The following is a 25,245-nucleotide window of genomic DNA, read 5'->3' as shown; positions in this document are numbered from 1 at the left end:
AATTTTTTCACAAAGATACAATATACCACATGCTTAATTCTAATTTTATGGTCAGGGTTGCACCATGTTAGGTTAAAGAACTGAAAATAAATAATAAACTAATTAAATTATGTAATTTTGCCCCATAATAATTGCTACGATTATCAAGATAGTTTTACCATTGTTCATAGGTAAAGAAGTAACTTCTAGTAATATCTTGATGTTTAGCGGTCTAACAATATAAATGAAGATTATAATTGCTGGTGCTGGAGAGGTTGGCTTTCATTTGGCCAAATTACTTTCCTATGAATCACAGGATATAACCTTGATCGATAGTCAAAAGGAAAGTCTTGCATATGCGGACAATCATTTGGATATACGGGTTTTAAAAGGCGATGCAACCTCTATTGAAGTATTGCGTGATGCCCAGGTTCAGGATTCTGATCTAGTTATTGCGGTAACTTCCTCTGAAACAACGAACTTAACGTTGTGCATGTTGGCAAAACAATTAGGTTGTAAACGTACCATTGCCAGGATTTCCAATACAGAATTTATAAAGCACAAAGATCTTTTAAGGTTTTCTGATCTAGGGATCGATGAATTAATTTCCCCTGAGGCATTAGCTGCTACTGAAATACAATTGTTGCTGAATAAATCCGCTTTTAACGATACTTATGAGTTTGAGGAAGGGGAGTTGATCATGGTAGGGGTTTCCTTAATTAAATCAGCACCGTTCGTGGGTAAAATGGTAAAGGAGGCCGCAAATATTTTTCCTGAACTTCATTTTATGCCCATTGCCCTGCAACGTACTGGTACACAATACACGGTAATTCCCAGAGGAGATACCTTGTTCAAGGAAGGTGACCAAGTATACTTTATAACAGTTAAGGAAGGTGTTGATGAATTATATAAACTTACAGGAAAGAAAAAAGCCGAAATAAAGAATGTAATGATATTGGGTGGCAGTAAGGTAGGATACAAAACTGCCCGCGATCTATGTGCCAATAAATTCAATGTTAAGTTAATTGAAAAGAACAAGGAAAAGGCATTTGACCTGGCAGATGAATTGCCCAACGCGTTAATCATCAACGGGGATGGTAGAAATGTTGAATTATTGGAGGAAGAAAGTTTAGAATCCATGGATGCGTTTATTGCCGTAACCGGTAATTCCGAAACCAATATCATGTCTTGCCTGGTGGCGAAGTCTAAACATATAAAAAAGACCATTGCCTTGGTAGAGAATATGGATTATTTTCAGCTTTCGCACTCTATTGGTATAGATACGTTGATCAATAAAAAATTATTGGCGGCCAACAATATTTTTAGGCATATTAGAAAAGGTGAGGTCGTAGCTTTAATGCGCTTGAACAATTTAAATGCCGAACTGTTGGAATTTATCGTCAAAAGAAATTCCAAGGTTACCGGATCTATTATTAGGGACTTGGATTTTCCTAAGGCAGCTACCATAGGTGGAGTTGTAAGGGATGGAGTTGGCCATATTGCCCTAGGTGGATTCAAGATCAAGGAAGGTGACAGGGTCGTAGTATGTTGTTTGCCATCAGAGATTCCTAAAATAGAACGAATGTTCCTTTAGTATGCAGCTTAATCTAAGAATCATATTCCATTTAATGGGACTTCTTTTACTCTGTAATGGGGGGTTTATGCTTGTGGCCGCGGTGATCAGTGGTGTTTATAAGGACGGTGCTACATTAAGTATAACCTTGGCTTCCATTACAACAATGTTTGTAGGCGTTTTTGCCATGTATTATACAAGGGGTCATAAAAAAGAAGTTAAGCAAAAAGAAGGATATATTATAGTAACTTTTGGTTGGATCGTGATGTCCATTTCCGGTATGTTGCCCTATCTGTTTAGCGGGGCTATACCGGATATCACCAATGCTTTTTTTGAGACCGTTAGCGGGTATACTACTACTGGAGCTTCCATAATGGACGATATTGAAGCCATGCCGGAAGGTATTTTGTTCTGGCGAAGTTTAACCCATTGGATAGGTGGTATGGGAATTATTGTATTGGCCATAGCAATATTGCCTTTATTGGGAATAGGCGGTATGCAGCTTTTTTCCGCAGAAGCACCTGGGCCAAGCGGGGATAAATTGCACCCTAGGATTACCGATACGGCCAAACGTTTATGGTTGATCTATTTTGGATATACCATAGCGGAAACCATACTTTTGCAAGTAGCCGGAATGTCTTTTTTCGATGCCATAAACCATGCTATGGCTACACTGTCCACAGGTGGTTTCTCCACTAAAAATGCTAGTCTTGCCCATTGGAACGATCAGCCCTTAATACAATATATCGTTATCTTCTTTATGTTTTTGGCGGGAAGTAATTTTGTATTGAGCTATTTTGCTTTTAAAGGAAGGTTTCAAAAAGTCTTCAAGGATGAAGAGTTTAGATATTATGCCGGTTTTGTTCTGGTCTTTACACTAATTGTCGCAGTCGTAATTTATTATAAGGCTAACATAACGGATATGACACCGGGGTATCCTATGGTTTTAGGAAATGCTGAAAGTGCTTTTAGACATGCACTTTTTCAAATTGTATCGGTGATAACCACTACTGGTTTTGTTAGTGCGGATTTTACGCAATGGACACCATTTTTGACCGTATTCTTTTTTGGCCTATTTTTTTTAGGAGGGTCCGCAGGTTCTACCGCTGGGGGCATTAAGGTAATGAGGCATCTGCTTATTATAAAGAATGGTGTGTTGGAATTTAAACGAACCTTACATACCAATGCCATAATTCCCGTTCGTTATAACAATAAAACGGTCAAGGAAAAAATTGTCTATAACATCATTGGTTTTTTTGTGCTTTATATGTTGTTGTTTATCATAGGCGCCCTAGTACTAGGTTTTATAGGGTTGGATTTTGAATCTGCCATAGGCGGTTCCGCATCTTCGTTGGGCAATGTTGGTCCTGCCCTAGGTAGTTTAAATCCTGTCAGTAACTTTAATGGCTTGCCGGTATTGGCCAAATGGTGGTGCGGATTTTTAATGTTGGCCGGCAGGTTGGAGTTATTTACCGTATTGATTCTCTTAACGCCTTATTTTTGGAAGAATACCTAATTGAATTTGGGCAATAAAAAAGTCCCTTCGTTAGAAGAGACTTTTATTTACGAATAAGTAAGCGGTAATTTTATTTTAACGCTTCCTTAATTCTTGACATTGCATCTTTAATTTCCTTTACAGAGGCGGCGTATGATATACGAATACAATTTCCATTACCAAATGCATCGCCTGTAACGGTGGCAACATTGGCAGCCTCTAAAATATACATGGAAAAATCAGAAGCGTTATTTATTGTTGTACCATTGAATGTCTTGCCAAAAAAAGAAGTTACATCTGGGTATACATAGAACGCCCCTTCAGGCTCATTGCATTTAAAACCTTCAATATCGTTCAATAGGTCCAATATTAATTTGCGACGTTCCTTGAACTCATCTACCATATACTGAATACGGTCTGGAGATTCTTCCAATGCTGTAATTACCGCACGTTGTGCAATACAGTTTGATCCACTGGTAACTTGGCCCTGTAGTTTGTTGGTAGCTCTGGCAATATATGCTGGTGCACCAATATATCCTATTCGCCATCCGGTCATAGCAAATGCCTTTGCAACACCATTTACCGTTACAGTGCGATCGTACATGTCCTCAAACTCTGCCATAGAAGCATGTTTTGTGACACCATAATTGATATGTTCGTAAATTTCATCACTTACCACTATGATTTGCGGGTGTTTTTGTAACACATCGGCCAAGGCACGTAACTCGTCTTTACTATATATAGAGCCGCTAGGATTACAAGGTGAGCTATACCAAAGCATCTTGGTTTTAGGCGTTATGGCCGCTTCCAACTGCTGTGCGGTCATCTTAAAATCGTTCTCCAAGGTTGTAGGAACTTCCACGGGGACCCCATCTGCCAGTTTTACAATATCACTATAACTTACCCAATATGGGCAAGGTAAAATAACTTCGTCACCAGGGTTCAAGATTACCTGGGCTACATTGTACAATGATTGTTTTGCACCTGCGGATACAACAATTTGTGCAGGGTCATAAGTAAGGTTATTATCTCTTTTGAATTTAGTGATAATTGCCTTTTTTAAATCTACATACCCATCTACTGGAGAGTATGAGTTGTAGTTGTCGTTGATGGCCTGTATAGCCGCCTCCTTAATATAATCAGGGGTATTAAAATCCGGTTCGCCTAGACTTAAGCCAATAATATCTTTTCCAGCGGCTCTTAATTCACGGGCCTTTGCAGCCATTTCTAAAGTAGCTGACGGTGTAACACTGTTAATCCTATCCGAAAGTTGATTGCTCATAGGTACTTTAAATTTCTAATATTGTAATGAAGGCTCCTTGCCTAATTCCTTTAAATGTCTAAAGTGCGAAATTATAGCTTTTCTGGTAGTTTTATACTCGTGGTATGGCAAATTAAACTCCTGTGCGGTCTGTTTCACAATTTTGGAAATTTTTGTGTAATGTACATGACTGATATTTGGAAAGATATGGTGCTCTACTTGATGGTTCAAGCCACCGGTAAACCAGTTTACGATCTTGTTCTTAGTTCCAAAATTGACCGTAGTAAACAATTGGTGAATGGCCCAAGTGTTTTTCATTGTTCCGGATTGATCTGGTAACGGAGTGTCCGCATCATCTACAATATGTGCAAGTTGAAAAACGACACTCAGGATAACACCCGCTACATAATGCATTAGAAAAAAGCCGATCAATATTTTCCACCAAGCAATAACCAATATTAGCATGGGAATAACGATCCAAATAGTAATGTATAAAATTTTGGTAATGATCAATGTACTCCAATTTAATGTGGCGCTCGGTAGTTTTCCATATGATAATTTACGTTTCATATACCGATACATTTGTTGAAAATCTGTAGTAATGGCCCAATTGAAGGTCAATAGGCCGTATAGGAAAACAGAGTAAAAATGTTGAAATCTATGGTGTTTTTTCCATTCGGCATGTTTGGAAAAACGTAATATTCTACCAGCTTCCATATCTTCATCATGTTCATGGATATTGGTATAGGTATGGTGTAGTACATTATGCTGTACTTGCCAATTGTATACATTACCGGCCAATATGTAAATACTGCTGCCCATTAGTTTATTTACCCATTTTTTATTGGAGTATGCACCATGGTTGCCATCGTGCATTACGTTCATGCCTACACCTGCCATACCAATTCCCATTACTATTGTTAAAAGTAAATTGGCCCAAGTGGGCAAGCCTAATGTCAATATTAAAAAATAGGGTGCAAGGAAAAGGGTGAACATTACTACCGTTTTAAGGTGTAATTTCCAGTTTCCTGTTTTTTTCAACTTATTGGTTTTAAAATAATCGTTTACTCTGCTGTTCAAGGTCTTGAAGAACTTTGCAGAATCCGTTCTTGAGAAACGTATGGTTTTTTGTTCCATAATGGGGTAATATTAATTTTTTATAACTTAAATGAATGTATAATAGTTTGATAGCTTAATTAAAAGCGAAATCTTTGCAAAAGTGAATATACTAATAAAATCTATTTACAAAGATACGGATGACTGTTGAAACCATATTTGAATATTTTCCCAATTTATCGGAAAACCAAAAACAACAATTTAAGAAGTTAGAAGAATTATATAAGGATTGGAATCAAAAGATTAACGTGGTATCCAGAAAAGATATCGATGAATTATATCTTAGACATGTCTTACATTCTTTGGCTATTGCAAAATTCACTTCGTTCAATAATGGAGCTTCAATATTGGATGTGGGTACTGGAGGTGGTTTTCCCGGTATACCCTTGGCCATTTTATTTCCTGAAGTTCATTTTACCTTGGTAGATTCCATAGGAAAAAAAATAAAGGTGGTCAATGAGGTTGTTGAAGGTTTGCAGTTGACCAATGTCACTACCGTTAACAAGCGTGTAGAGGAAATACCTGGGCAATTTGATTTTATTGTGAGTAGGGCGGTTGCCGCTATGCCCACCTTTGTACATTGGGTCAAAGGAAAAATAAAAAAAGAGTCCGAACATGAAATCCGTAATGGAATATTGTATTTAAAGGGAGGGGATTTGTTAGAGGAACTTAAGGATTACAAGACGGCCAAAATTTATGATTTGACGGATTATTTTAAGGAAGATTTTTTTGAAACTAAAAAAATGGTGTATCTCCCCTTAAAATTTAAGGGGTAGTATACATTGTGTTTCAATATTTACAGGCTAAAAGCTTGGTAGTAAGCTCTTCTGTATTTTTGAACAAATAGTTTTACAGCGTTCCAAGTTGCAATATGGAAACTAGCTTTTTTAACAATCTTTGTTGAAGTTTTCATAGCAGACTAAATTTAAGGTGAACTTGAATTTCGTAAATTTACCTTTAATTTACAATTAATTAACGTTAAATTTACATTGATATTGTGTTTGTCATTAATGCGCTTATATAAACCTTCGCCGTTTTAAACTATTCACCTATTATGATTTTTGTTCATATAAAAATCCGTGCATGGTAAAAAATTGGAATTGATTTAAATATTAAAGAATTTATTTTTTTTCAATTTACCATTGCATTTAAAAATTATCTACAGTGATGTATTTTAGGTTGTAGTCCTTATAAGGGCAAGCAGTATGTAGGGCAATTGGCTTTGTTGTAAAAACAGTTTTTTGGAAGATTCCATGAAAGATCAATAGTTTCGCAAAAGAAAAAGCCTTCAATCAATGAATGATTAAAGGCTAGAATTACTTAATACTTTTTGATGTTATTTGCTCCAAGGTGGAACAATATCGTTTGATCTGGCATAAGCTATTAGTTGTCCTTTATGTTCGCCGTTATGTTCCATAATCGCAAGAAGTCCGCCTAATTTATTTGCTTTCATAAACCCAAAATCCACTTCATCGTTTAATTGTCCGTCCTCTACCATGGTAATCTTTTCAAGGACAAAATCATTGGATTTTTTTAATGCTGCTATAATATTTTCCTTACCGGTTATTTTGCCCAAGTTCATTAAATCGACATCTTCTGGGGGAGCAAAACCCAGTTTAGAGGCTAAAAAATAATTTCCGCCCGCTACATGTAATAAAGCCTCGCCAACCGAATTGACCCCTTCCGTAGGTCGCCAATCATATTTATCATCAGGGAAAGCTTCAGCAAGTTGTATAACTTGAGATTGGTTACCGGCCAAAACCGCCTTAATGGTGTTTTGTGCCAGTTCATCCTGTGCAAATGAAATACAGGAGCAGCATACTGCAAGTAACAATAGTAACTTTTTCATAATAAGTGTGTTAAGTGAGAAATAAGAGATTGATTAATTCTTCAATGTACCTCTTTATTTTTAGATTTTCAATAAAAAAAGGCCGAATTCAATTTTGGCCTTTTTTAAAAATTACCCTAAAAAGGGATATCTATAATCTTCTGGGGTGACAAAGGTCTCTTTTATTAACCTTGGGGAAACCCAGCGCAATAAGTTTTGTGCGGACCCAGCCTTATCGTTTGTTCCGGATGCTCTTGCGCCACCAAACGGTTGCTGGCCAACTACTGCTCCGGTAGGTTTGTCATTAATATAGAAATTACCGGCGCAATTCTGTAACGCCTTGGTAGCCTCTTCAATAGCATATCTATCCTTTGAAAGTACTGCGCCTGTCAAAGCATATTCAGATGTTGTGTCTATCAATTTAAGGGTTTTGCTCCATTCTGCATCATCATAGATATATACGGTAACTACAGGGCCAAAAAGTTCCGTTTCCATGGTTGTGTATTTTGGGTCTGTAGTTACAATCACGGTAGGTTCAATGAAATAACCTTTTGTTTTATCATAATTACCTCCGGCAACAATTTCTGCTTGGGTATCTTTTTTGGCCTGGTCAATATATTTGGCCAATTTATCAAAAGAGCCTTCGTGGATAACTGCTGTTATAAAGTTGGACATATCTTCTGGAGAACCAGGTTTGTTAAAAGAATCGATATCCGCTTTAACCAAGTCCAAAATTTGCTTAGATGTGGATTTGGGAAGATAAACCCTAGACGCCGCACTACATTTTTGACCTTGGAACTCAAATGCCCCCCTGGATATTGCCGTAGCAACTTGTTTGGTGTTTGCGGTAGGGTGTGCTAAAATAAAATCCTTGCCACCGGTCTCCCCAACAATTCTTGGATAGGTTTTGTAGGTATCTATATTGGTTCCAATTTGTTTCCACAATGATTTAAATACATGGGTGGAGCCAGTAAAGTGAATTCCCGCAAAATCTGGACTGGCCAGTACGGTATCCGTAATCATTACCGGGTCTCCATATACCACATTGATTACCCCGTCCGGTACACCGGCCTCTTTAAAGATATCCACGATAACCTTTGCTGAAAATATCTGACTATCGCTAGGTTTCCAAACCACAACATTGCCCATTAGGGCAGCACTTGCTGGTAAGTTACCGGCAATTGCGGTAAAGTTAAAAGGTGTAATTGCGTATACAAAGCCTTCAAGCGGTCTATATTCCACTCTGTTCCAAATTCCTGCAGCTGATGCGGGTTGCTCAGCATAGATTTGGGACATGTATTCCACGTTGAACCTTAAAAAGTCAATTAGTTCACAAGCCGCATCTATTTCAGCTTGGTGTATATTTTTTGACTGGGCGATCATTGTAGCCGCATTGATCTTTGAACGGTAAGGACCTGCGATCAAATCGGCCGCTTTTAAGAATATAGAGGCACGTTGTTCCCAACTTACATTGGCCCATTCCTCCCTAGAGGTAAGGCAATTGTCAATGGCATCTTGAATATTTTTTTTGGTAGCCGTATGGTAGGTGCCAACTATATGCTGATGGTCGTGAGGTGGTGACATAGGTTTTGTATTTCCAGTACGCACTTCATCAGGACCTATATACATAGGTACATCTATTTGGTCACTATAATATGCTTTATATTGTTCCAGAACCAATGCCCTTTCAGGACTGCCTGGAGCGTAGCTTTTAATTGGTTCGTTAATAGCTTTTGGAACTTGAAAAAAACCTTTTCCCATTGTCAAATTTTTTAAATTAAAAAGTTGACCAAAGGTACTAAAACGGTGTTGTACTTAAAACTAATAAGTAGTTTAAAAAAGTGTTAGTTCAGTGCAAATGGGGCACTAAACTTAAATGTGGGTATGTAAACCCTAAATTTTTCTGAGGTGTTAAAATTGGACATGTTGTAGTGACCTTTCATGGCGCCGATAGGTGAAGTCAATAAGCAACCGGAATTATAGGTATGTGATTCTCCTGGCTGGATAACAGGTTTTTTTCCTATAACGCCTTCACCGTCCAATGTTTCCATATCATTTAGGGAATCATATATTTTCCAATGGCGAGATGTGAGCTGTACTGCATCCTTACTTTGGTTTTCAATGAATATCGTATACCCAAATGCATAATGCATTTTATAGTTTTTAAAGAAAGTACCTTCAAAACTGGTCTGAACCGATATTTTTATGCCCTTGGTTACCTGTGTGATCATACTTAATATGTAAATACGCTAGCAGCTATTAAAATTGTTATTGCAATGATTCCTAAAATTATAAAAACAGAATTCAGGAATACATATTTTACAATCGTTTTAAATCGTCCTTGTTGATAGAAATTTCGCATTGCCTTGTACAGATAGAGGGCGAAAATCAATATAAAAATACCCTCACTACTAAAGTTGAAAATGGCATTTACCAAATAGCTAACAATGAGCAAGATAAATAATAACGATTGATTGTGAAAACTAAAGATTAAATGATCGGTATAAGTGTGTTTTTTTCTGATGTAGGCCAACCATATGAACAAAGAAAAGAAAGGTAGAAAGAAGAATGTGGCAAAGGGTGATTTTGAAATTAAGGTATTTACGAAAGTACCAGGTCTTTTTTCTATTTCCACCAAACTATTGGATAGGTTGTAGGCCATTTCATTCTCGGTAGAGTTGGCCAGATCGTATTTGGCTACACTTTCCGTGAAACTAAATATCGTATCATTTTTAATAGCTGCATTGAAGAACTGTATCTTGTTAAAAAATCTTTCTGTAACCCCATCGTTATTTATATTTTTAAAATGAAGAACTGGGTTAGAAAGAATTATGGAATCCCTATTATTGATTTTATTGCCAATATACTGTTGTTTTTTCAACGAATCTATAGCGGCCAATGCTTGTTTCTTTTCTTCTTCAGAATCAAATTCAATGGTATTGATCTGCTTTTGGAAATTGAAGATGGATTCCTTGTTTTCTGAACCAAATTTGTTCAAATTTTCAAATTCACCGCTAATACTGATCAATAGAAAATAAATTATGGCCAGGCTTAGTAAAAATCTAAAAGGATTGGTGTAAGAAAGGCGTTTGCCCGCAATATAGTCCCTCGTTATTTTTCCGGGCCTTAAAAGAAGCGCGGTAAGCGTTTGCAGGATTTTGGAGTCATAAGAAAGGATATTGGTAAAATACTCTTCAAAAAAATCTAAAAGTGAAAGTTTTTTAGTGCTGTTTGCTTGGGAGCAATTTGGGCAGTATTTATCGCTAAGGTCTAAGGGATGACCACAATTAAGGCATTCAACGCCTCTATATTGCAATTTGTATCTGCCGGTTGTTCTGGTGGTTGGTGGGTTTTTCATAAGCGATGAAAAACGTAAAGATACATTAGTTGGTTATATTTCTTGAATTGGCGGATCCTACGCCAATAATACTGTCGTACATATCTCCAAAATTTCTGTAATAAACCAAAATAACATAATTATTTTCGGTAAAGTGGAAATTTCCGTCTACGGCGTTCAAATCTATACCCTTATTGTTTTTTAATACATATTTATAATTGTAGAATCCTTGCTTCATTTTAATAGTTGCTTCCATCATGCCCGTATTCTCGTTATAGGTCATTTTGTTTTCATCCGTCAATGCATAATTATTGTATTTTCCAAAAACGTATACATCGTCCAATGCTATATATTCGGTATAAGGCAGGCTAAAATGAACCAAGGAATACTCAGCTTCCCTAGAAGCATCGTCACCTTGTAATGTTCGGATAACAAAATCTCCGTTAATATCGGGAAAATAGGTGTATGACTGGTCGTTCCTTGGGCTATCCGCAAATAGGTAATGGTTGTACAGATCAGAAAGTTCTATACTGGATATTTGGGAACTGGGCGCTCTAAGGTCGCTCGTATCGAACAGTAAAAATTCGTTACCGCCATAAAATGCAGTTTCTTGGTCGTATTTATAAACAAGTTCACTGCCAATGGTATATTGTGGAGATATGTCATATATGGCTGTGGGCCAGTAATAATTTTGTAGAATGGCTACCTTGACCTCTTTTTTGGGGTTCACCAAACGTAAACTACTGGGCTGAATAGTAAATTGGACCACTTGCTTTTCGTTCAAATAATTAAAATCGCGCGAACGTTTAATACTGGCCCCCACATTGACCAAATCCTTATAGACAACAAATCTTCTTGAAAACTGTAGTTCGTAATTGTTGTTGTAAATTTCAATTAGATAGTTGCCGCTTACCTTGAGCCGTACATTGTCATTAGGTATGGTCAATTGATAATTGCTATAAGTCTCTAAAGTTGTGTAGCTGTTTTCGTAATTGATGATACGCTGGTTGTCCACCCCATCAAGATACTGGGATTTTAAAAGTGCAGATTTGTTCCAATCGTAATCACAATGTGTAATTTTATAATAATAGTCCTGTTCGTTGGCCAGTATATCATCAAATTCAAGGTAAATAGGCTCACCTATTTTTATGATGGGAAATTGATCGTCCGTTGGACCTTTAAATATGATGGATTTAATATGGTTTGGCGGATTTACCTCTTCCTGGACCTGTGCAGCAACGTTTTGAAGAAATGCCAATAGTATAATAAGTTTAACGAAATAACGCATTTAATAGCTTTTTACGTGGTAAAGGTAAACAAAAACGATACCTAAAAAATATAGCTCGTTGTATTGTCTAAATTATGGGGTAATAATTATGAAAACGAAGTTTTTGTACTTAAATTTGCGTCAAATTTTGTTAACCTAAAGGTCTACACGCAAATGTCCAAAGACATACGAATTAAAAAAGGGCTCAATATTAACCTGGTGGGCGCCGCGGAACAAGCTACTTCAAAAGCTGTTCTAAGTAATGTTTACGCAATTCAGCTTAGTGATTTTCATGGTATTACCCCTAAGATGTTGGTAAAGCAAGGTGCCGAAGTCAAAGCCGGTGAGCCGCTGTTCTATAATAAGAATATAGAAGAAATGCTTTTTGTTTCTCCAGTAAGTGGTGAGCTTATTGAGATAGAAAGAGGGGATAGAAGACGCATTTTGACATTGAAAATCTTGGCGGACAAAACACAGGAGTCCGTTACAGGGTCTGTGTTAGATGTGGAAAAAGCGTCTAAGGCAGAGATCAAGACTTCATTGTTAAAAGGTGGATGCTGGCCGTTCATTAAGCAACGTCCTTATGATGTTATCGCTAATCCTGATACTACGCCAAAATCAATCTTTGTTTCAGGCTATGCCAGTGCCCCGTTACAGGCAAATGTAAATTATGTGCTACAGGGTAAGGAAAAGGAATTGCAGGCGGCAATTACCGCATTGGGTAAATTAACGCCGGGTAAAGTGCATGTCTCCGTAGATGCCAAAGGAACTTCTCCTTTATCAACTTTAAAAGGGGTGGAATTACATAAAGTATCCGGTCCACATCCGGCAGGTTTGGTCGGTACCCAGATCAATAGAATAGATCCAATCAACAAAGGGGAATTGGTATGGACGGTATCTCCCCAAGATTTGGTTATTATTGGCGAATATTTACTTACAGGAAAATATAATGCGGAACGTATTGTTGCTCTTGTGGGATCTTCGGTTAAATCGCCTAAATATTATCAAACCAAAATTGGTGCGGAAATTTCTACCTTTTTATATGCCAGTGGTGTAAATGAAGAAAATTTTCGTGTAATCAATGGTGATGTGTTAACCGGTTCCAAAAGTAGGCCAGATGGTTATTTAGGAACTTATAATAATACGGTAACCGTAATACCAGAGGGTGATGACTATGAGTTCTTTGGATGGAACAAGCCGGTATTTAATAAAATTTCAGCTACCAGGGCATTAACGTTTTCATGGTTACAGCCAAATAAAAAGTATGATTTAACGACCAATACCAATGGTGAGCACAGGGCCTTTGTGGTAACTGGCCAATATGAGGAGGTTTTCCCGTTGGATATTTATCCTATGCAGCTTTTAAAAGCGTGCATGGTAAAGGATTTGGATGAGATGGAACAGTTGGGCTTATATGAAGTGGCTCCGGAAGATTTTTCGTTAACGGAGTTTATATGTATTTCCAAACAACCACACCAAAAAATTATTCGTGAGGGGTTAGATTTATTGCAAAAAGAAATAGGATAAGAAATGAGTTTAAAAAGTAAATTACACGAACTTAAACTAAAGTATCAGGGTAAAAAGATGGCGCCTGCCTTCAACGCTTTTCATACTTTTTTGTTTGCGCCGGATGAAACTACCCATGCAGGTGGTACACACGTAAAAGCGGCAGATGATTTAAAACGAACAATGAACACGGTAATCATGGCTTTGATACCGGTGTTGATATTTTCTATGTTCAATGCAGGGTATCAGCATTACTCTGCCATAAATGGATTTCCTGCGGATTTTTCATTAATGAACGATTTTCTTACCTGGGACAATTTTTGGATCGGTATTATAAAGGTATTGCCGTTAGTGGTGGTTTCCTATGGTGTAGGTCTTATAGTGGAATTTATATTTGCCGTTATCAAGGGTCATGAAGTTGAGGAAGGGTATTTGGTTACCGGTATGTTGGTTCCTCTAATCGTACCTATAGATACTCCGTTATGGATGTTGGCCGTAGCCGTAATATTCGGTGTGGTAATCGGTAAAGAGGTGTTTGGTGGTACCGGAATGAATATTTTGAATCCGGCATTGACAATTAGGGCCTTTTTATTTTTTGCATACCCTACTTGGATGAGTGGTGATAAGGTTTGGGTACATGGTGCACGTGAACGATCGGAGGAAATTTTGGCCGGTGCTAATTTGGACGCTATTTCAGGAGAAACAATTTTAGGATATCTGGCACAGAATAAAGGAGCGGAAATGTCCTATTCCGTATCGGATATGTTTTATGGATTTATTCCTGGTTCTGTAGGTGAAACCTCTGCTTTTCTTATTCTTTTGGGTGGATTATTCTTGATTTTTACCAAAATTGCCAGCTGGAGAATTATGGTAAGTGCCGTAATTGGTTCATTGGTAATGGGCTTTATTTTTAACCAGGTAGTAGATTTGGGATGGGTTGCAGAGTCTAGCAAATTTTATGGTTTAATGAGTTTTGAGTTTTGGAAACATCTCATTGTTGGTGGACTAGCATTTGGAATTGTCTATATGGCTACTGATCCGGTAACGGGATCCCAGACCAATAAGGGCAAATGGTATTATGGTTTCTTTATTGGGTTTATTTCCGTAATGATTCGTGTATTCAATCCAGCATATCCAGAAGGGGTGTTCTTGGCTATCTTATTAATGAACGTATTTGCACCAACTATAGACCATTATGTGGTACGGGGTAATATTAAAAGAAGAATGAACCGATTAAAAGATGCTACGATCTATCCAAAGGATTCAGATGGTAAAGCAGAAGAACTTAAAGCTGAAACAGTTTAATTATGGCAATTAGTACAGATAAAAACAGTTATACCGTAATTTTTGCGGCCGTTATGGTTGTGGTCGTAGGGTCGATTCTAGCTTTTTTGGCATCGGCATTGCGTCCAAATATCAAAGAGAACGAGCGTTTTGAAAAACAGCAGAACATTCTTTACGCTATGGGCGTAAATGAAAATGGAGATGACGCAGGTAGTGTTAATTTTATACCTACGGATGTTGTAGAGGATGAGTTTGCAAGTTACATCAAGGAACAATTGGTGATCCAAGGTGATCAGATTACCCAAGATGATGAAGCATACTTAATTGATTTAAAAAAGCAATTGGCCAATATAAAAAAAGGCGAAGATTATAAGTTGCCCGTATTTATAGGAGAAAAGGATGGAAAGAAATTTTATATCATTCCTATGTACGGTAAAGGGCTTTGGGACGCTATTTGGGGCTTTATCGCATTAGATAATACAATGACTGTTCAAGGTGTCTATTTTGACCATAAAGGAGAGACTCCCGGTTTAGGTGCTAATATCAAGATGCGTTATTTTATGGATGACTTTAAAGGGGAAACCATTTTAAAAGGCACCCAGTATGCGGGTATTGATGTTGCTAAAGGAAACAATGACCCTTTAAACAATACCAAAGACGATAATGAAGTAGACGCCTTGGCAGGTGCTACGATCACAGGTAACGGTGTATCCGCAATGATCAGGGAAACCGTTAAATTATACAAACCTTATTTAGAAACCATTAGAGCAAAGTAATATGGCACTACTCTCAAAAAAAGATACAAATCTAATTACGGATCCGCTTGCGGATAATAACCCTATCACCATTCAGGTATTAGGTATATGTTCTGCCTTGGCTATTACGGCAGAATTAAAAGCGTCATTGGTTATGGCTATTTCGGTAATGTTCGTTTTAGGAGCAGGTAACGTAGTTATCTCCTTAATGAGAAATATAATTCCGTCAAAAATTAGAATCATCGTTCAGTTGATCGTTGTGGCAACATTGGTAATTATAGTGGATCAGGTCTTAAAAGCTTTTGCCTATGAGTTGAGTAAAACGTTAGCTGTATTCGTTGGTCTTATTATTACGAACTGTATAATCATGGGGCGTTTTGAAGCATTTGCTTTGGCTAACGGACCATGGCGTTCATTTTTAGATGGTATAGGTAACTCTCTAGGTTATGGTGTAATCCTTGTTATAGTTGGGTTCTTTAGGGAGCTTTTAGGTTCAGGAACACTGTTTGGTATTCCTGTGCTTGGGGATCCTATAGCCAAAACCGGATTATATGCTACTGGTTATGAGAACAATGGTTTCATGATTATTCCTCCGGCCGCCTTAATTGTAGTAGGTATTATAATCTGGGTACAGCGTTCAAGGAATCCTGCACTTGTAGAAGAGAATTAAACAGACATTTAAGTAGAAATTATGTTAGAACATGTAGAATTATTTTTTAAGTCCATCTTTATTGATAACATGGTATTTGCTGTGTTTTTAGGGATGTGTTCTTATTTGGCGGTATCCAAAAAAGTGGCTACTGCGGTTGGTTTAGGTGCTGCTGTAATATTCGTATTGGCGGTTACGGTGCCTTTAAATTGGTTGTTGGATAAATACTTGTTACAAGATGGTGCATTGGTTTGGTTAGGTCCAGAGTATGCCGAATATAACCTTAGCTTTCTATCCTTTATTTTATTTATAGCAACCATAGCTACTATGGTACAATTAGTAGAAATTGTGGTAGAAAAATTTTCTCCTTCATTATACAATTCACTTGGTATATTCTTGCCATTGATTGCGGTAAACTGTGCAATTTTAGGCGGATCACTATTTATGCAGGCTAGGGAAATTGAAACATTGGGCTTGGCATTTAATTACGGGGTTAGTTCCGGTATAGGTTGGTTCTTGGCTATTTTGGCGATTGCGGCAATACGAGAAAAAATCAGATACAGTAATGTACCTGCACCTTTAAGAGGGCTTGGAATAACTTTTATCATTACCGGTTTAATGGGAATCGGTTTTCAAAGTTTTGGGGGAATGTTGACTGGCGGTGGCGAGGAGACGGAAGAAGCTACCGAACAAGTAAACCAAGTACAACAACTGGAAGTTGTTGAACCTAAGGAAGAGATTGTAGAAAAGAAAACTGAAGTTGACGAAAAGGTCATTTCATATAACGACGTAAAAAAATAAATATGATTTTAGCTGCAAGTACTGGCGGAACTATACTAATAACCGTTGTCGCATTTCTAATACTATTAATGGTATTGGTTGCATTACTTCTGTTTACAAAACAAAAATTATCTCCTTCTGGTCCTGTGACCATAACCATTAATGGGGAAAAGAAGATAGAAGTGGCCTCTGGTGGTTCATTATTGTCCACTTTGGGGAACCAAAAAGTGTTTTTACCCTCCGCTTGTGGTGGTGGCGGAACATGTATTCAATGTGAGTGTCATGTTTTATCTGGTGGTGGTGAGGCCTTACCTACTGAAACTCCTCATTTCTCCAAAAAAGAATTGAATCATGGTGCACGTTTAGCTTGCCAGGTCAAGGTAAAGCAAGACATGGAAATTACCATTCCTGAAGAAGTATTCGGTATAAAGAAATGGCCTGCAAAAGTGGTTCGTAATTATAACGTTGCTTCTTTTATTAAGGAATTTGTAGTCGAAATTCCTGAGGATATGGGCTATAAAGCTGGCGGTTATATCCAAATTGAGATTCCTGAGTGTGAGGTAAAGTATGCTGATATCGATATTACTGCGCACCCAGAGGAACATGAAACTCCGGATAAGTTTCAAGCTGAGTGGGATAAGTTCAACCTTTGGCCTTTGGTAATGAAGAATCCGGAAACTGTTGAGAGAGCTTATTCAATGGCTTCTTTCCCTGCTGAGGGTAGAGAAATTATGTTGAACGTACGTATTGCTACTCCGCCATGGGATCGTGCTAAGAATGGTTGGATGGATGTTAACCCTGGTGTTGCGTCGTCTTATATCTTTAACTTGAAGCCTGGTGATGAGTGTACAATATCTGGTCCTTACGGTGAATTCTTCATCAATGAATCAGATTCAGAAATGTTGTACGTAGGTGGTGGTGCAGGTATGGCGCCCATGCGTTCACATTTATACCATCTATTCAAAACCTTAAAGACAAAGAGAAAAGTAACATACTGGTATGGTGGTCGTTCCAAGAGAGAATTGTTCTATTTGGATCACTTCTATAAATTGGAAGAGGAATTTCCAAACTTTAAATTCTACTTGGCATTATCCGAACCTTTAGAAGAGGATAATTGGAAAGTAAAAGAGAATATAGATGCTCCCGGTGATGGTTTTGTAGGATTTATTCATAATTGTGTAATAGATAACTATTTAAGTCACCATGAATCTCCTGAGGATATCGAGTTGTATTTCTGTGGTCCTCCATTGATGAACAAGGCCGTTCAAAAAATGGGAGAAGATTTCGGTATTCCAGATGAGCATATCCGATTTGACGATTTTGGCGGATAGATTATAACTATCTGATTTTAAATAACATAACCGATATACTTTATATCGGTTTTTTTGTAAAAAAGAATGAAATGCACGTTTTAACTGAACAGGAATTACATAATTTGGCCATGAACATTGTGGGCAAACAGTTAGAGGAAGATGGTTTTGAGTTTTTGGCTGTAAACAGTGAGCTGCGTAAGAACCCGCAATTTGTATGTATAAAGGAAAAAAAAATGCGTTTTGTGGTGGTCAAGGCTATAGAATATCCTGCTGATCCAAAGGACATGGATTTTTTTATGTCAGATCTTAAGAAAATGAAAGAGCATGCGCTTAAATTTGAAGCTACCACTTTTTATGCAGGTGTAGGTTTGGTCAATGCGGCAGACCATAATTTACCGGTATACTTAAACGAAGAATATATTGTTGATTTTGATGGTTTGGTAGAGATATGAGAAAATGGCTTTTAGTAATATTGATAATATCGGTTTGTGGGGTATCCTGTAAAAAAGAAGGCAATTTTAGAAGTGATTATTCTGGAGGTGCATTAGGAACATCATATAATATAGTTGTCATATCCGATGAAAAAATCAACGTACAAAATGAAATAGATTCCGTTTTTACGGTTATCAACCGATCATTGTCCACTTATATTCCAAATTCTGATATTTCAAAAATCAATAATGGGGATACGACTTTGGTGGTAGATCATATGTTTCAGGAAGTTTTTAAGCTTGCAAAAGATATTCATTTAAATACACGTGGATTTTTTGACCCTACCGTTGGTACTTTGGTAAATGCATGGGGTTTTGGGCCTGAGCGCCAAATAACTATGGATAGTGCAAAAGTAGATAGTCTTTTACAATACGTGGGTTTTGATAAAGTGTCTTTAACTGCTGAAAATCACGTGAAAAAAACTGCACCTAACATATATATAGATTTTAATGCAATAGCTAAAGGCTACTCCATAGACCGACTTGCAACAATGTTAGATGCCAAAGGTGTGCAAAATTATTTAATTGAGGTTGGTGGTGAATTAGTGGCAAAAGGTAAAAATACCTTAAAAGGAAAATCTTGGGTGGTGGGTATAGATGATCCAGAGATGATGGTTGATAGAAAAGCCAAGATACTCATTAATCTAAACGATCGCGCATTGGCTTCATCTGGTAATTATAGAAAATTTAGGATTGATGATACGACAGGTAAAAAGTATGTTCATACCGTAAATCCTAAAACAGGTTTTACTCAAATTTCCAACACATTGGCAGTGACTATTTTGGCAGATAATTGTGCAACTGCTGATGCTTATGCTACCGCTTTTATGGCCATGGAATTAGATGAAGCTTTTAAACTGATAGCGGAAAATGAAACGTTAGAGGCTTATATCATTTATTCCGATGAATTTGGCGAAACACAGGAATTTTTGACCACAGGTTTCAAGGATGTAGTAGTTCACTGATCATTTACGAACAAAGGGTATAATTTCGCCTTTTGCCAACCTGTATCTATCAATTTCCCTAGGCGATAGTTCATTGGTATACGCTATTTCGGTAACCATAAAGCCAACGCTTCTCAGCTTATTAAAGTAATCTTTACCATAAATACGTACATGGTCGTATTGACCAAATATTTTTGCACGTTCAACCTTATCCACAATGGTATTATCTTCAAATGTACGTTCACGGTCTAGTTCTTGTGGTACTTGGAATATTCCCCAGCCACCTGGTTTCATAACCCTATAAAGTTCTTTCAGTGCCTTGGTGTCGTCAGGAATATGTTCAAGTACATGGTTGCATAGAATAACATCAAAGGTATCGTCATTGAATGGCAAATTGCAGATATCCGCTTTAACATCTGCCAAAGGGGAATTTAAGTCCGTAGTAACATACTTTAAGTTTTTCAGTCTTTTAAATCGCCTATAGAATGCTTGTTCAGGGGCAAAATGTAAGACATGTAAAGGAGTGGAGAAAAAGTCTGTATCGTTTTTTAAAAATAACCAAAGTAACCTATGACGTTCCAAGGATAGGGTAGAAGGTGATAAAACATTTTCGCGGGGATGTTCATAACCATAAGGTAAAAAGCTACGAAATTTCTTTCCGTCTATAGGGTCTTCATAGGAATTACCACGGTAATAAATTTGAAAGAAAGGTTTTACCAAATAGCTTAATGATATCAGTACAGGTCTGGGAACAAGGTTTAGAAAAAATTTAAAAATTTTCTTCATCTACCTTGTTTAGTTTGCTATTGGAGAAGCCCTAAATTCATCTTCTTCATTGCTTTCAATACCTAATTCGTCGTAAATATATTTAAATGTGGAAAGTAGCTCTGGCTTACCGTTTACGATGGCAACATTATGTTCAAAGTGAGCACTGGGCTTACCGTCAGCTGTTAAAATTGTCCAGCCATCCTTTAATTGTTTAATATGTTTGGTGCCCATATTGGTCATAGGTTCAATTGCGACCGTCATTCCTTCCACAAATTTTTTGCCCCTTCCGCGCCTACCATAATTCGGCATTTCTGGATCTTCGTGCATTTTTCTGCCCAATCCGTGACCAACAAGTTCGCGTACCACACCATAGCCATGTTCTTCCGTGAATTTTTGTATGGCATAACCTACGTCCCCAACTCTATTGCCAACTTTAAATTCACGAATACCTACATACAGGGATTGTTTGGTAACCTCTAATAATCTTTTAATTTCAGGAGAAACCTCACCAACTTCAAAAGTGTAGGCGTGGTCGCCATAAAAATCATTTTTAAGCGCCCCACAGTCAATAGAAATAATATCCCCCTCTACCAATGGTTTGTCATTAGGAATTCCGTGTACCACCTGTGCATTGGGGCTCATGCATAGCGAATTGGGAAAATCATACAAGCCTAGAAAACCGGGTACCGCGCCGTGGTCACGGATAAAGGCTTCCGCTAATGTGTCTAATTGCAAGGTAGTAACGCCAGGTTTAACTTCTGCTGCGAGCATACCCAATGTTTTGGAGACGATCAATGCACTCTCTCGCATCAATTCAATTTCTTCGGCTGTTTTTATTTTAATCATACGTTCTATAAAATGGGAAAACCTAAAATACTAAACCAATGAATGTTGGGTCATATATTTAGATTTTTCTACACCCATTAGTTTTAAAATGGTAGGAGCAATATCCCCCAATACGCCATCATTTATTTTTTTAATATCCTTATCCACCAAAATAAGAGGAACCGGGTTTGTGGTGTGGGCCGTATTTGGACTTCCGTCCGCATTAATCATGGTTTCACAGTTTCCATGATCTGCAATGACCAATACGGTATAGTCGTTTGCCAATGCCGTAGTAATTACATCTTTGGCACATTCATCTACGGTTTCACAAGCTTTTATGGCTGCTTCCATTACACCTGTATGTCCAACCATATCTGGATTGGCAAAGTTTAAGCAGACAAAGTCTACTTCACCTTCCTGTAGCTCAGGAATGATTTTGTCCCTAATTTCATAAGCGCTCATTTCTGGCTTTAAATCATAGGTAGCAACTTTTGGGGAAGGGCATAATATGCGAGATTCTCCATCAAAGGGCACTTCCCTGCCGCCATTAAAGAAAAAGGTAACATGTGGATATTTCTCCGTCTCCGCTATGCGTATTTGTTTTTTACCAGCTTTGGATAAAACTTCTCCAAGGGTTTCAACAATATTATCTTTGTTGTAGACCACTTTTACCCCAATGAACGATTCATCATAATTGGTCAAGGTTACATAATAAAGTTTTAATTTATGCATGTTCAGTTCATGCATATCTTCTTGGCTTAGTACTTGGGTAAGTTCTCTTCCCCTATCTGTTCTGAAATTAAAAAATATGACCACATCGTCTTCCATTACACTTGCTATGGGTGTACCATCTGTAGTGGTCATCACGATTGGTTTTATAAACTCGTCCGTTATTTCATTATCGTAACTGTGTTGAATACTTGCGCCTATATCCGTAGATTTTTCACCTACCGCATTTACTATGACATCATATGCTTCTTTTACACGTTCCCAACGTTTGTCACGATCCATTGCATAATATCTTCCAACGACGGTTGCCAATTGGGTATTTTTATCAGCGGAAAATTGTACCAAATCCTCTAAAAAACCTTTGCCACTTTTTGGATCTACATCCCTACCATCGGTAAATGCATGTATATACATGTTTTTTACCCCGGAAGCGTACCCTGCATTAATAAGGCCTTTAATATGGTTGGTATGACTGTGTACGCCACCATCACTTACCAAACCTAAGAAATGTACATTTTTATTGTTCGTCTTTGCATATTCAAAAGCATCTTTTAAAACTTGCTCGTCCTTAAGGGTATTTTCTTTGACAGCTTTGTTTATTTTGGCCAAATCCTGATAGACAATTCTACCTGCACCCAAGTTCATATGGCCAACCTCGCTATTGCCCATTTGTCCTTCCGGTAAGCCAACGTTCATACCGTCGGTCAACAAATTGGAGTTAGGATAATTGGTATATAGACTATCAATAAATGGAGTGTTTGCTTTATCTACTGCAGATACTGCAGGGTCTGGAGATTTTCCCCAACCGTCCAATATCATTAAGATTACTTTCTTGTTCATCTTTACTTAGGTTTAGATGGCAAAAATACTATGTTCTACTTAGTTAAGCTACTAGAAAACCCGCCTTTTTTAGATCTGGCGCTATTTTCAAACAGGCAAGTTATAATTTTGGTCTTTTGTGATATTTACAGATTTTTAAGGGGGGTTCAATAAATTTGTTATAACCTAATCAATATATGTGGTCATTAAAGGTCAAATGCCCCGTCTTTGTTAAAGTTTAGTTATAAGTCTGTTAAAGCGTGAAACATTTTTTCATTGTAGGCGTCTTTTCTATAGAATCAATTCATCAATTAAAATCAATCATCATGAAAAAATCAATGTTAACTATCGCTATGGTAATTTTTGCCATGGGGGCCAATGCTATGGCCAAAGAATCCAACAGATTAACAACTTCTGAAACAACACATCTAACAAGAGTTGTTGAAGTAAATACCTTTTGCAAAGCCGTTATACAGGGCGATATTGCAATGGTGAAAAAAATGATTGCCATGGGCGAGGATGTAAATCAAAAATCTTTGGGGATGACTCCGCTTATGTTCGCTGCAAGGTATAATAAAGTAGAAGTGTTATCACTCCTAATTCAAAATGGTGCGGATATCAAGGCTGTCAGCAACCAAGGGTTTACTGCCAAAAGGTATGCGGAGCTTTCAAATGCTAAGGAAGCCTTACAAATTATTGAAGTGGCACTAGGGAATTAAAGCTAATAGCTGTATCAATTAACTTGATAAAAAAGCCATTGCATATATTGTAATGGCTTTTTTATAGGCTGTGCTCAATGGTAGGCTTAACATAAATTAGGTAACATTAAAATTAACGTATCACCATATACATTTCAGGAATGTTAAATATTTATTATTTCTTTCTTAAATTAAATTATTGTCATTTAATATAGTGTAATTTTATTTTATCAATAATTTAAATCAATTTAAAAGGAAATAATTATGAAAAAATCAATTTCAATTTTGATGCTGGCGGGACTACTATCGTTCTCAGTATCATACGCAAATACGGTCAAGGAATTTTCTGCAAATAACGAGTTTAGTGCAGTAAACGATGACATAAGTCCGTTATGTAAAGCAGCAATGAAAGGAGATGTGGAGCAGGTACGTAGTCTCATTGCCATAGGTAATGGACCAAATGAAAAATCTTTGGGAATGACACCGGCCATGTTCGCCGCTAGATACAATAGGGCAGAAGTCTTAAAGGTATTATTGTTGAACGGGGCAAATTTAAATATGAAGAGTGAAAAGGGCTATACTGCCAAAGAGTATGCAGAAATGTCCAATGCTAAGGAAGTTTTGTCAATTATTGAGGAAAATTCATAAAGTTATAGCATAGGAATATAAAAGGCTCGTTGAATTTCAACGAGCCTTTATTGTATAATGAATTTCTACTCCAAATAGTGTTCAAGTAAAAGAGTAAAAGCGTTAAAATTCAAAACCGTTTGCGGCTCTATATACAAAGGCATATAATGCCATAAATAACATTAAGGCACAAAATACCGAATAGACTTTTAAAATAGAAACCAAAATACCAGGTTTGCAATTTTCAAACGCCTGAACGTATATATTTTTAAAATGTGTAATTGTTCCCATTATAGTGTTCTTCTATGATTACATCATAGCTATAAAGGCAATTCAATATGGTAAAATAAGCTTGGGACTTACTCAAAGTTACAAAATATTCTCATTGGGAATATATGTAGCACGTTAAAAGACCAATATAATCGATTAACCTTGGTTTTTGTACTTTGCTATGGCCTCTTTGATTTTTTCAATACGATTTTCGGGATCTGGGTGTGTACTTTGGAATTCAGGTACACGATTAGGACCGCCGGCAGCTTTTAAAATCTCCATGACCCTGATCATTTCGTAGGGATCATATCCGGACTGTATCATGAAAAGAACACCTAGTTCATCACTTTCCAATTCGTCCCCACGGCCATTTTTCAATAATGTATTCTGGCCAATGCTACCCACAATACCTCCAATATCCCCGGCACCTACCGTAGCGCCCATTGTGGCTGTCTGCCATGTTTGGCTATCTGCGATACGCTCTGCGGAATGTCTGCCAATAACATGACCTATCTCATGACCCAGAACTCCCGCAAGTTGCGCTTCGTTCAACTGGGAAAAAAGGGCATAGGTAATAAAACACTGTCCCCCGGGCAATGCAAAGGCATTAATAGTTTGGTCATCTGCAAGTAAATGAAAATCATAACGATAGGGAGTTTCCCTTGCAATACTGTTCTGTACTAATTTGTTGCCTACCGAGGCTACGAATGACTGTAATCGCTGATCTGGATATAGGCCCCCATGTTGTTGCGCCATCTCCGGAGCACTTTGTAGGCCAATGGCAATTTCTTGCTCGGAAGTCATGGTAATATGTTGTGAACGTCCTGTATAAGGGTTTTCCTCCGTATTGCTACATTTTTGTATAAAGGCAAAGGCTACAATGGCCAACCCTATGAATATTCTAATTTTCCAACTTCCTCTGTTCATGGTA

Annotated in this window: 25 protein-coding genes; 13 read left to right on the top strand and 12 right to left on the bottom strand. The window is 37.5% G+C overall.

All coding sequences use genetic code 11. The annotated features are described in order from the left end of the window. The first annotated feature begins 223 nt into the window (after positions 1 to 223). Both trkA and JM81_RS07200 read left to right on the top strand, forming a co-directional pair. Positions 224 to 1,573, top strand: coding sequence for a Trk system potassium transporter TrkA (gene trkA, locus JM81_RS07205; protein WP_089262277.1), 1,350 nt, complete (start codon positions 224 to 226; stop codon positions 1,571 to 1,573). 1 nt (position 1,574) lies between these two features. Next, positions 1,575 to 3,068: a TrkH family potassium uptake protein gene (locus JM81_RS07200; protein ID WP_144801797.1), complete on the top strand. Its 1,494-nt coding sequence runs from the start codon at positions 1,575 to 1,577 to the stop codon at positions 3,066 to 3,068. Positions 3,069 to 3,138: 70 nt separating this feature from the next. Here the strand turns inward: JM81_RS07200 and JM81_RS07195 are convergent, their stop codons facing one another. Together JM81_RS07195 and JM81_RS07190 are read right to left on the bottom strand one after the other, a co-directional pair. Then, complete coding sequence (locus tag JM81_RS07195) at positions 3,139 to 4,329, bottom strand: pyridoxal phosphate-dependent aminotransferase (protein ID WP_144801794.1); 1,191 nt, start codon at positions 4,327 to 4,329, stop codon at positions 3,139 to 3,141. 15 nt (positions 4,330 to 4,344) lie between these two features. Continuing rightward, positions 4,345 to 5,445: a fatty acid desaturase family protein gene (locus tag JM81_RS07190; RefSeq protein WP_144801792.1), complete on the bottom strand. Its 1,101-nt coding sequence runs from the start codon at positions 5,443 to 5,445 to the stop codon at positions 4,345 to 4,347. Positions 5,446 to 5,564: 119 nt separating this feature from the next. On the opposite strand from JM81_RS07190, the gene rsmG reads away from it, so the two are divergent. After that, on the top strand, positions 5,565 to 6,200 hold the full coding sequence (gene rsmG, locus JM81_RS07185) for a 16S rRNA (guanine(527)-N(7))-methyltransferase RsmG (protein ID WP_144801789.1): 636 nt from the start codon (positions 5,565 to 5,567) through the stop codon (positions 6,198 to 6,200). Between the two features lie 560 nt (positions 6,201 to 6,760). Here the strand turns inward: rsmG and JM81_RS07180 are convergent. From JM81_RS07180 to JM81_RS07160, 5 genes are all read right to left on the bottom strand, one after another. Further along, positions 6,761 to 7,273, bottom strand: a complete 513-nt coding sequence (locus JM81_RS07180; protein WP_144801786.1) for a DinB family protein — start codon at positions 7,271 to 7,273, stop codon at positions 6,761 to 6,763. Positions 7,274 to 7,384: 111 nt separating this feature from the next. Then, positions 7,385 to 9,013 (bottom strand): L-glutamate gamma-semialdehyde dehydrogenase, encoded by a 1,629-nt coding sequence (gene pruA, locus JM81_RS07175; RefSeq protein WP_144801784.1) that lies wholly within the window; start codon positions 9,011 to 9,013, stop codon positions 7,385 to 7,387. Between the two features lie 83 nt (positions 9,014 to 9,096). Continuing rightward, on the bottom strand, positions 9,097 to 9,483 hold the full coding sequence (apaG, locus tag JM81_RS07170; RefSeq protein WP_144801781.1) for a Co2+/Mg2+ efflux protein ApaG: 387 nt from the start codon (positions 9,481 to 9,483) through the stop codon (positions 9,097 to 9,099). A 2-nt stretch (positions 9,484 to 9,485) separates the two neighbouring features. Next, the gene (locus JM81_RS07165; protein ID WP_144801778.1) at positions 9,486 to 10,610 is read right to left on the bottom strand and encodes a DUF3667 domain-containing protein; all 1,125 of its coding nucleotides are present in this window, start codon (positions 10,608 to 10,610) and stop codon (positions 9,486 to 9,488) included. A 25-nt stretch (positions 10,611 to 10,635) separates the two neighbouring features. After that, positions 10,636 to 11,877, bottom strand: a complete 1,242-nt coding sequence (locus JM81_RS07160) for a DUF5103 domain-containing protein (protein WP_144801775.1) — start codon at positions 11,875 to 11,877, stop codon at positions 10,636 to 10,638. 153 nt (positions 11,878 to 12,030) lie between these two features. Here JM81_RS07160 and JM81_RS07155 point away from each other — a divergent pair, with 153 nt between their 5' ends. The 8 genes from JM81_RS07155 (at position 12,031) to JM81_RS07120 (ending at position 19,599) form a co-directional block, all read left to right on the top strand. Next, positions 12,031 to 13,383 (top strand): Na(+)-translocating NADH-quinone reductase subunit A, encoded by a 1,353-nt coding sequence (locus JM81_RS07155; protein WP_144801772.1) that lies wholly within the window; start codon positions 12,031 to 12,033, stop codon positions 13,381 to 13,383. A gap of 3 nt (positions 13,384 to 13,386) precedes the next feature. Continuing rightward, positions 13,387 to 14,667 (top strand): NADH:ubiquinone reductase (Na(+)-transporting) subunit B, encoded by a 1,281-nt coding sequence (locus tag JM81_RS07150; protein WP_144801769.1) that lies wholly within the window; start codon positions 13,387 to 13,389, stop codon positions 14,665 to 14,667. A 2-nt stretch (positions 14,668 to 14,669) separates the two neighbouring features. After that, positions 14,670 to 15,422: a Na(+)-translocating NADH-quinone reductase subunit C gene (locus JM81_RS07145; RefSeq protein WP_089262253.1), complete on the top strand. Its 753-nt coding sequence runs from the start codon at positions 14,670 to 14,672 to the stop codon at positions 15,420 to 15,422. A gap of 1 nt (position 15,423) precedes the next feature. Beyond that, positions 15,424 to 16,071, top strand: coding sequence for an NADH:ubiquinone reductase (Na(+)-transporting) subunit D (locus JM81_RS07140; protein ID WP_089262251.1), 648 nt, complete (start codon positions 15,424 to 15,426; stop codon positions 16,069 to 16,071). A gap of 21 nt (positions 16,072 to 16,092) precedes the next feature. Continuing rightward, a complete protein-coding gene (gene nqrE, locus JM81_RS07135) occupies positions 16,093 to 16,851 on the top strand; it encodes an NADH:ubiquinone reductase (Na(+)-transporting) subunit E (RefSeq protein ID WP_089262249.1) in 759 nt (252 codons plus the stop codon). Between the two features lie 2 nt (positions 16,852 to 16,853). Then, entirely contained in the window at positions 16,854 to 18,161 is a 1,308-nt protein-coding gene (gene nqrF, locus JM81_RS07130) for an NADH:ubiquinone reductase (Na(+)-transporting) subunit F (RefSeq protein ID WP_089262247.1), read from the top strand. A gap of 71 nt (positions 18,162 to 18,232) precedes the next feature. Next, positions 18,233 to 18,595: a Na(+)-translocating NADH-quinone reductase subunit F gene (locus JM81_RS07125; protein WP_089262245.1), complete on the top strand. Its 363-nt coding sequence runs from the start codon at positions 18,233 to 18,235 to the stop codon at positions 18,593 to 18,595. Next, positions 18,592 to 19,599 (top strand): FAD:protein FMN transferase, encoded by a 1,008-nt coding sequence (locus tag JM81_RS07120; RefSeq protein WP_144801766.1) that lies wholly within the window; start codon positions 18,592 to 18,594, stop codon positions 19,597 to 19,599. The genes JM81_RS07125 and JM81_RS07120 overlap by 4 nt, the downstream gene beginning before the upstream one ends. Here JM81_RS07120 and JM81_RS07115 read toward each other — a convergent pair whose 3' ends face one another. The 3 genes from JM81_RS07115 to gpmI are packed head-to-tail and all read right to left on the bottom strand — an operon-like array spanning position 19,600 to position 22,740. Beyond that, positions 19,600 to 20,364 (bottom strand): class I SAM-dependent methyltransferase, encoded by a 765-nt coding sequence (locus JM81_RS07115; RefSeq protein WP_144801763.1) that lies wholly within the window; start codon positions 20,362 to 20,364, stop codon positions 19,600 to 19,602. A gap of 9 nt (positions 20,365 to 20,373) precedes the next feature. After that, on the bottom strand, positions 20,374 to 21,192 hold the full coding sequence (gene map, locus JM81_RS07110; RefSeq protein ID WP_089262239.1) for a type I methionyl aminopeptidase: 819 nt from the start codon (positions 21,190 to 21,192) through the stop codon (positions 20,374 to 20,376). A gap of 30 nt (positions 21,193 to 21,222) precedes the next feature. Continuing rightward, entirely contained in the window at positions 21,223 to 22,740 is a 1,518-nt protein-coding gene (gene gpmI / locus JM81_RS07105) for a 2,3-bisphosphoglycerate-independent phosphoglycerate mutase (RefSeq protein ID WP_089262237.1), read from the bottom strand. A 305-nt stretch (positions 22,741 to 23,045) separates the two neighbouring features. On the opposite strand from gpmI, the gene JM81_RS07100 reads away from it, so the two are divergent. After that, a complete protein-coding gene (locus JM81_RS07100) occupies positions 23,046 to 23,438 on the top strand; it encodes an ankyrin repeat domain-containing protein (protein ID WP_089262477.1) in 393 nt (130 codons plus the stop codon). 243 nt (positions 23,439 to 23,681) lie between these two features. Then, complete coding sequence (locus JM81_RS07095; protein WP_144801760.1) at positions 23,682 to 24,065, top strand: ankyrin repeat domain-containing protein; 384 nt, start codon at positions 23,682 to 23,684, stop codon at positions 24,063 to 24,065. A 102-nt stretch (positions 24,066 to 24,167) separates the two neighbouring features. Here the strand turns inward: JM81_RS07095 and JM81_RS18665 are convergent, their stop codons facing one another. Together JM81_RS18665 and JM81_RS07090 are read right to left on the bottom strand one after the other, a co-directional pair. Continuing rightward, positions 24,168 to 24,335: a DUF6747 family protein gene (locus JM81_RS18665; protein ID WP_304435128.1), complete on the bottom strand. Its 168-nt coding sequence runs from the start codon at positions 24,333 to 24,335 to the stop codon at positions 24,168 to 24,170. 135 nt (positions 24,336 to 24,470) lie between these two features. After that, positions 24,471 to 25,241, bottom strand: coding sequence for a M48 family metalloprotease (locus tag JM81_RS07090; RefSeq protein WP_089262233.1), 771 nt, complete (start codon positions 25,239 to 25,241; stop codon positions 24,471 to 24,473). Positions 25,242 to 25,245: the final 4 nt, after the last annotated feature.

Origin of the sequence: Maribacter sp. MAR_2009_72 (assembly GCF_007827235.1) — a bacterium.
GTDB classification, from domain to species: Bacteria; Bacteroidota; Bacteroidia; order Flavobacteriales; family Flavobacteriaceae; genus Maribacter; species Maribacter sedimenticola.
This window is presented reverse-complemented; position numbering and strand designations above follow the sequence as displayed.

Bases quoted from the DNA above. Each gene is read 5' to 3' on its own strand.
- trkA (WP_089262277.1), top strand. From the start codon at position 224: ATGAAGATTATAATTGCTGGTGCTGGAGAGGTTGGCTTTCATTTGGCC.
- JM81_RS07100 (WP_089262477.1), top strand. From the start codon at position 23,046: ATGAAAAAATCAATGTTAACTATCGCTATGGTAATTTTTGCCATGGGG.
- JM81_RS07095 (WP_144801760.1), top strand. From the start codon at position 23,682: ATGAAAAAATCAATTTCAATTTTGATGCTGGCGGGACTACTATCGTTC.
- JM81_RS07165 (WP_144801778.1), bottom strand. From the start codon at position 10,610: ATGAAAAACCCACCAACCACCAGAACAACCGGCAGATACAAATTGCAA.
- JM81_RS07150 (WP_144801769.1), top strand. From the start codon at position 13,387: ATGAGTTTAAAAAGTAAATTACACGAACTTAAACTAAAGTATCAGGGT.
- JM81_RS07090 (WP_089262233.1), bottom strand. From the start codon at position 25,241: ATGAACAGAGGAAGTTGGAAAATTAGAATATTCATAGGGTTGGCCATT.
- JM81_RS07120 (WP_144801766.1), top strand. From the start codon at position 18,592: ATGAGAAAATGGCTTTTAGTAATATTGATAATATCGGTTTGTGGGGTA.
- nqrF (WP_089262247.1), top strand. From the start codon at position 16,854: ATGATTTTAGCTGCAAGTACTGGCGGAACTATACTAATAACCGTTGTC.
- JM81_RS07145 (WP_089262253.1), top strand. From the start codon at position 14,670: ATGGCAATTAGTACAGATAAAAACAGTTATACCGTAATTTTTGCGGCC.
- JM81_RS07200 (WP_144801797.1), top strand. From the start codon at position 1,575: ATGCAGCTTAATCTAAGAATCATATTCCATTTAATGGGACTTCTTTTA.
- gpmI (WP_089262237.1), bottom strand. From the start codon at position 22,740: ATGAACAAGAAAGTAATCTTAATGATATTGGACGGTTGGGGAAAATCT.
- JM81_RS07155 (WP_144801772.1), top strand. From the start codon at position 12,031: ATGTCCAAAGACATACGAATTAAAAAAGGGCTCAATATTAACCTGGTG.
- JM81_RS07125 (WP_089262245.1), top strand. From the start codon at position 18,233: ATGCACGTTTTAACTGAACAGGAATTACATAATTTGGCCATGAACATT.
- pruA (WP_144801784.1), bottom strand. From the start codon at position 9,013: ATGGGAAAAGGTTTTTTTCAAGTTCCAAAAGCTATTAACGAACCAATT.
- nqrE (WP_089262249.1), top strand. From the start codon at position 16,093: ATGTTAGAACATGTAGAATTATTTTTTAAGTCCATCTTTATTGATAAC.
- JM81_RS07180 (WP_144801786.1), bottom strand. From the start codon at position 7,273: ATGAAAAAGTTACTATTGTTACTTGCAGTATGCTGCTCCTGTATTTCA.
- apaG (WP_144801781.1), bottom strand. From the start codon at position 9,483: ATGATCACACAGGTAACCAAGGGCATAAAAATATCGGTTCAGACCAGT.
- JM81_RS07160 (WP_144801775.1), bottom strand. From the start codon at position 11,877: ATGCGTTATTTCGTTAAACTTATTATACTATTGGCATTTCTTCAAAAC.
- rsmG (WP_144801789.1), top strand. From the start codon at position 5,565: ATGACTGTTGAAACCATATTTGAATATTTTCCCAATTTATCGGAAAAC.
- map (WP_089262239.1), bottom strand. From the start codon at position 21,192: ATGATTAAAATAAAAACAGCCGAAGAAATTGAATTGATGCGAGAGAGT.
- JM81_RS07190 (WP_144801792.1), bottom strand. From the start codon at position 5,445: ATGGAACAAAAAACCATACGTTTCTCAAGAACGGATTCTGCAAAGTTC.
- JM81_RS18665 (WP_304435128.1), bottom strand. From the start codon at position 24,335: ATGGGAACAATTACACATTTTAAAAATATATACGTTCAGGCGTTTGAA.
- JM81_RS07115 (WP_144801763.1), bottom strand. From the start codon at position 20,364: ATGAAGAAAATTTTTAAATTTTTTCTAAACCTTGTTCCCAGACCTGTA.
- JM81_RS07195 (WP_144801794.1), bottom strand. From the start codon at position 4,329: ATGAGCAATCAACTTTCGGATAGGATTAACAGTGTTACACCGTCAGCT.
- JM81_RS07140 (WP_089262251.1), top strand. From the start codon at position 15,424: ATGGCACTACTCTCAAAAAAAGATACAAATCTAATTACGGATCCGCTT.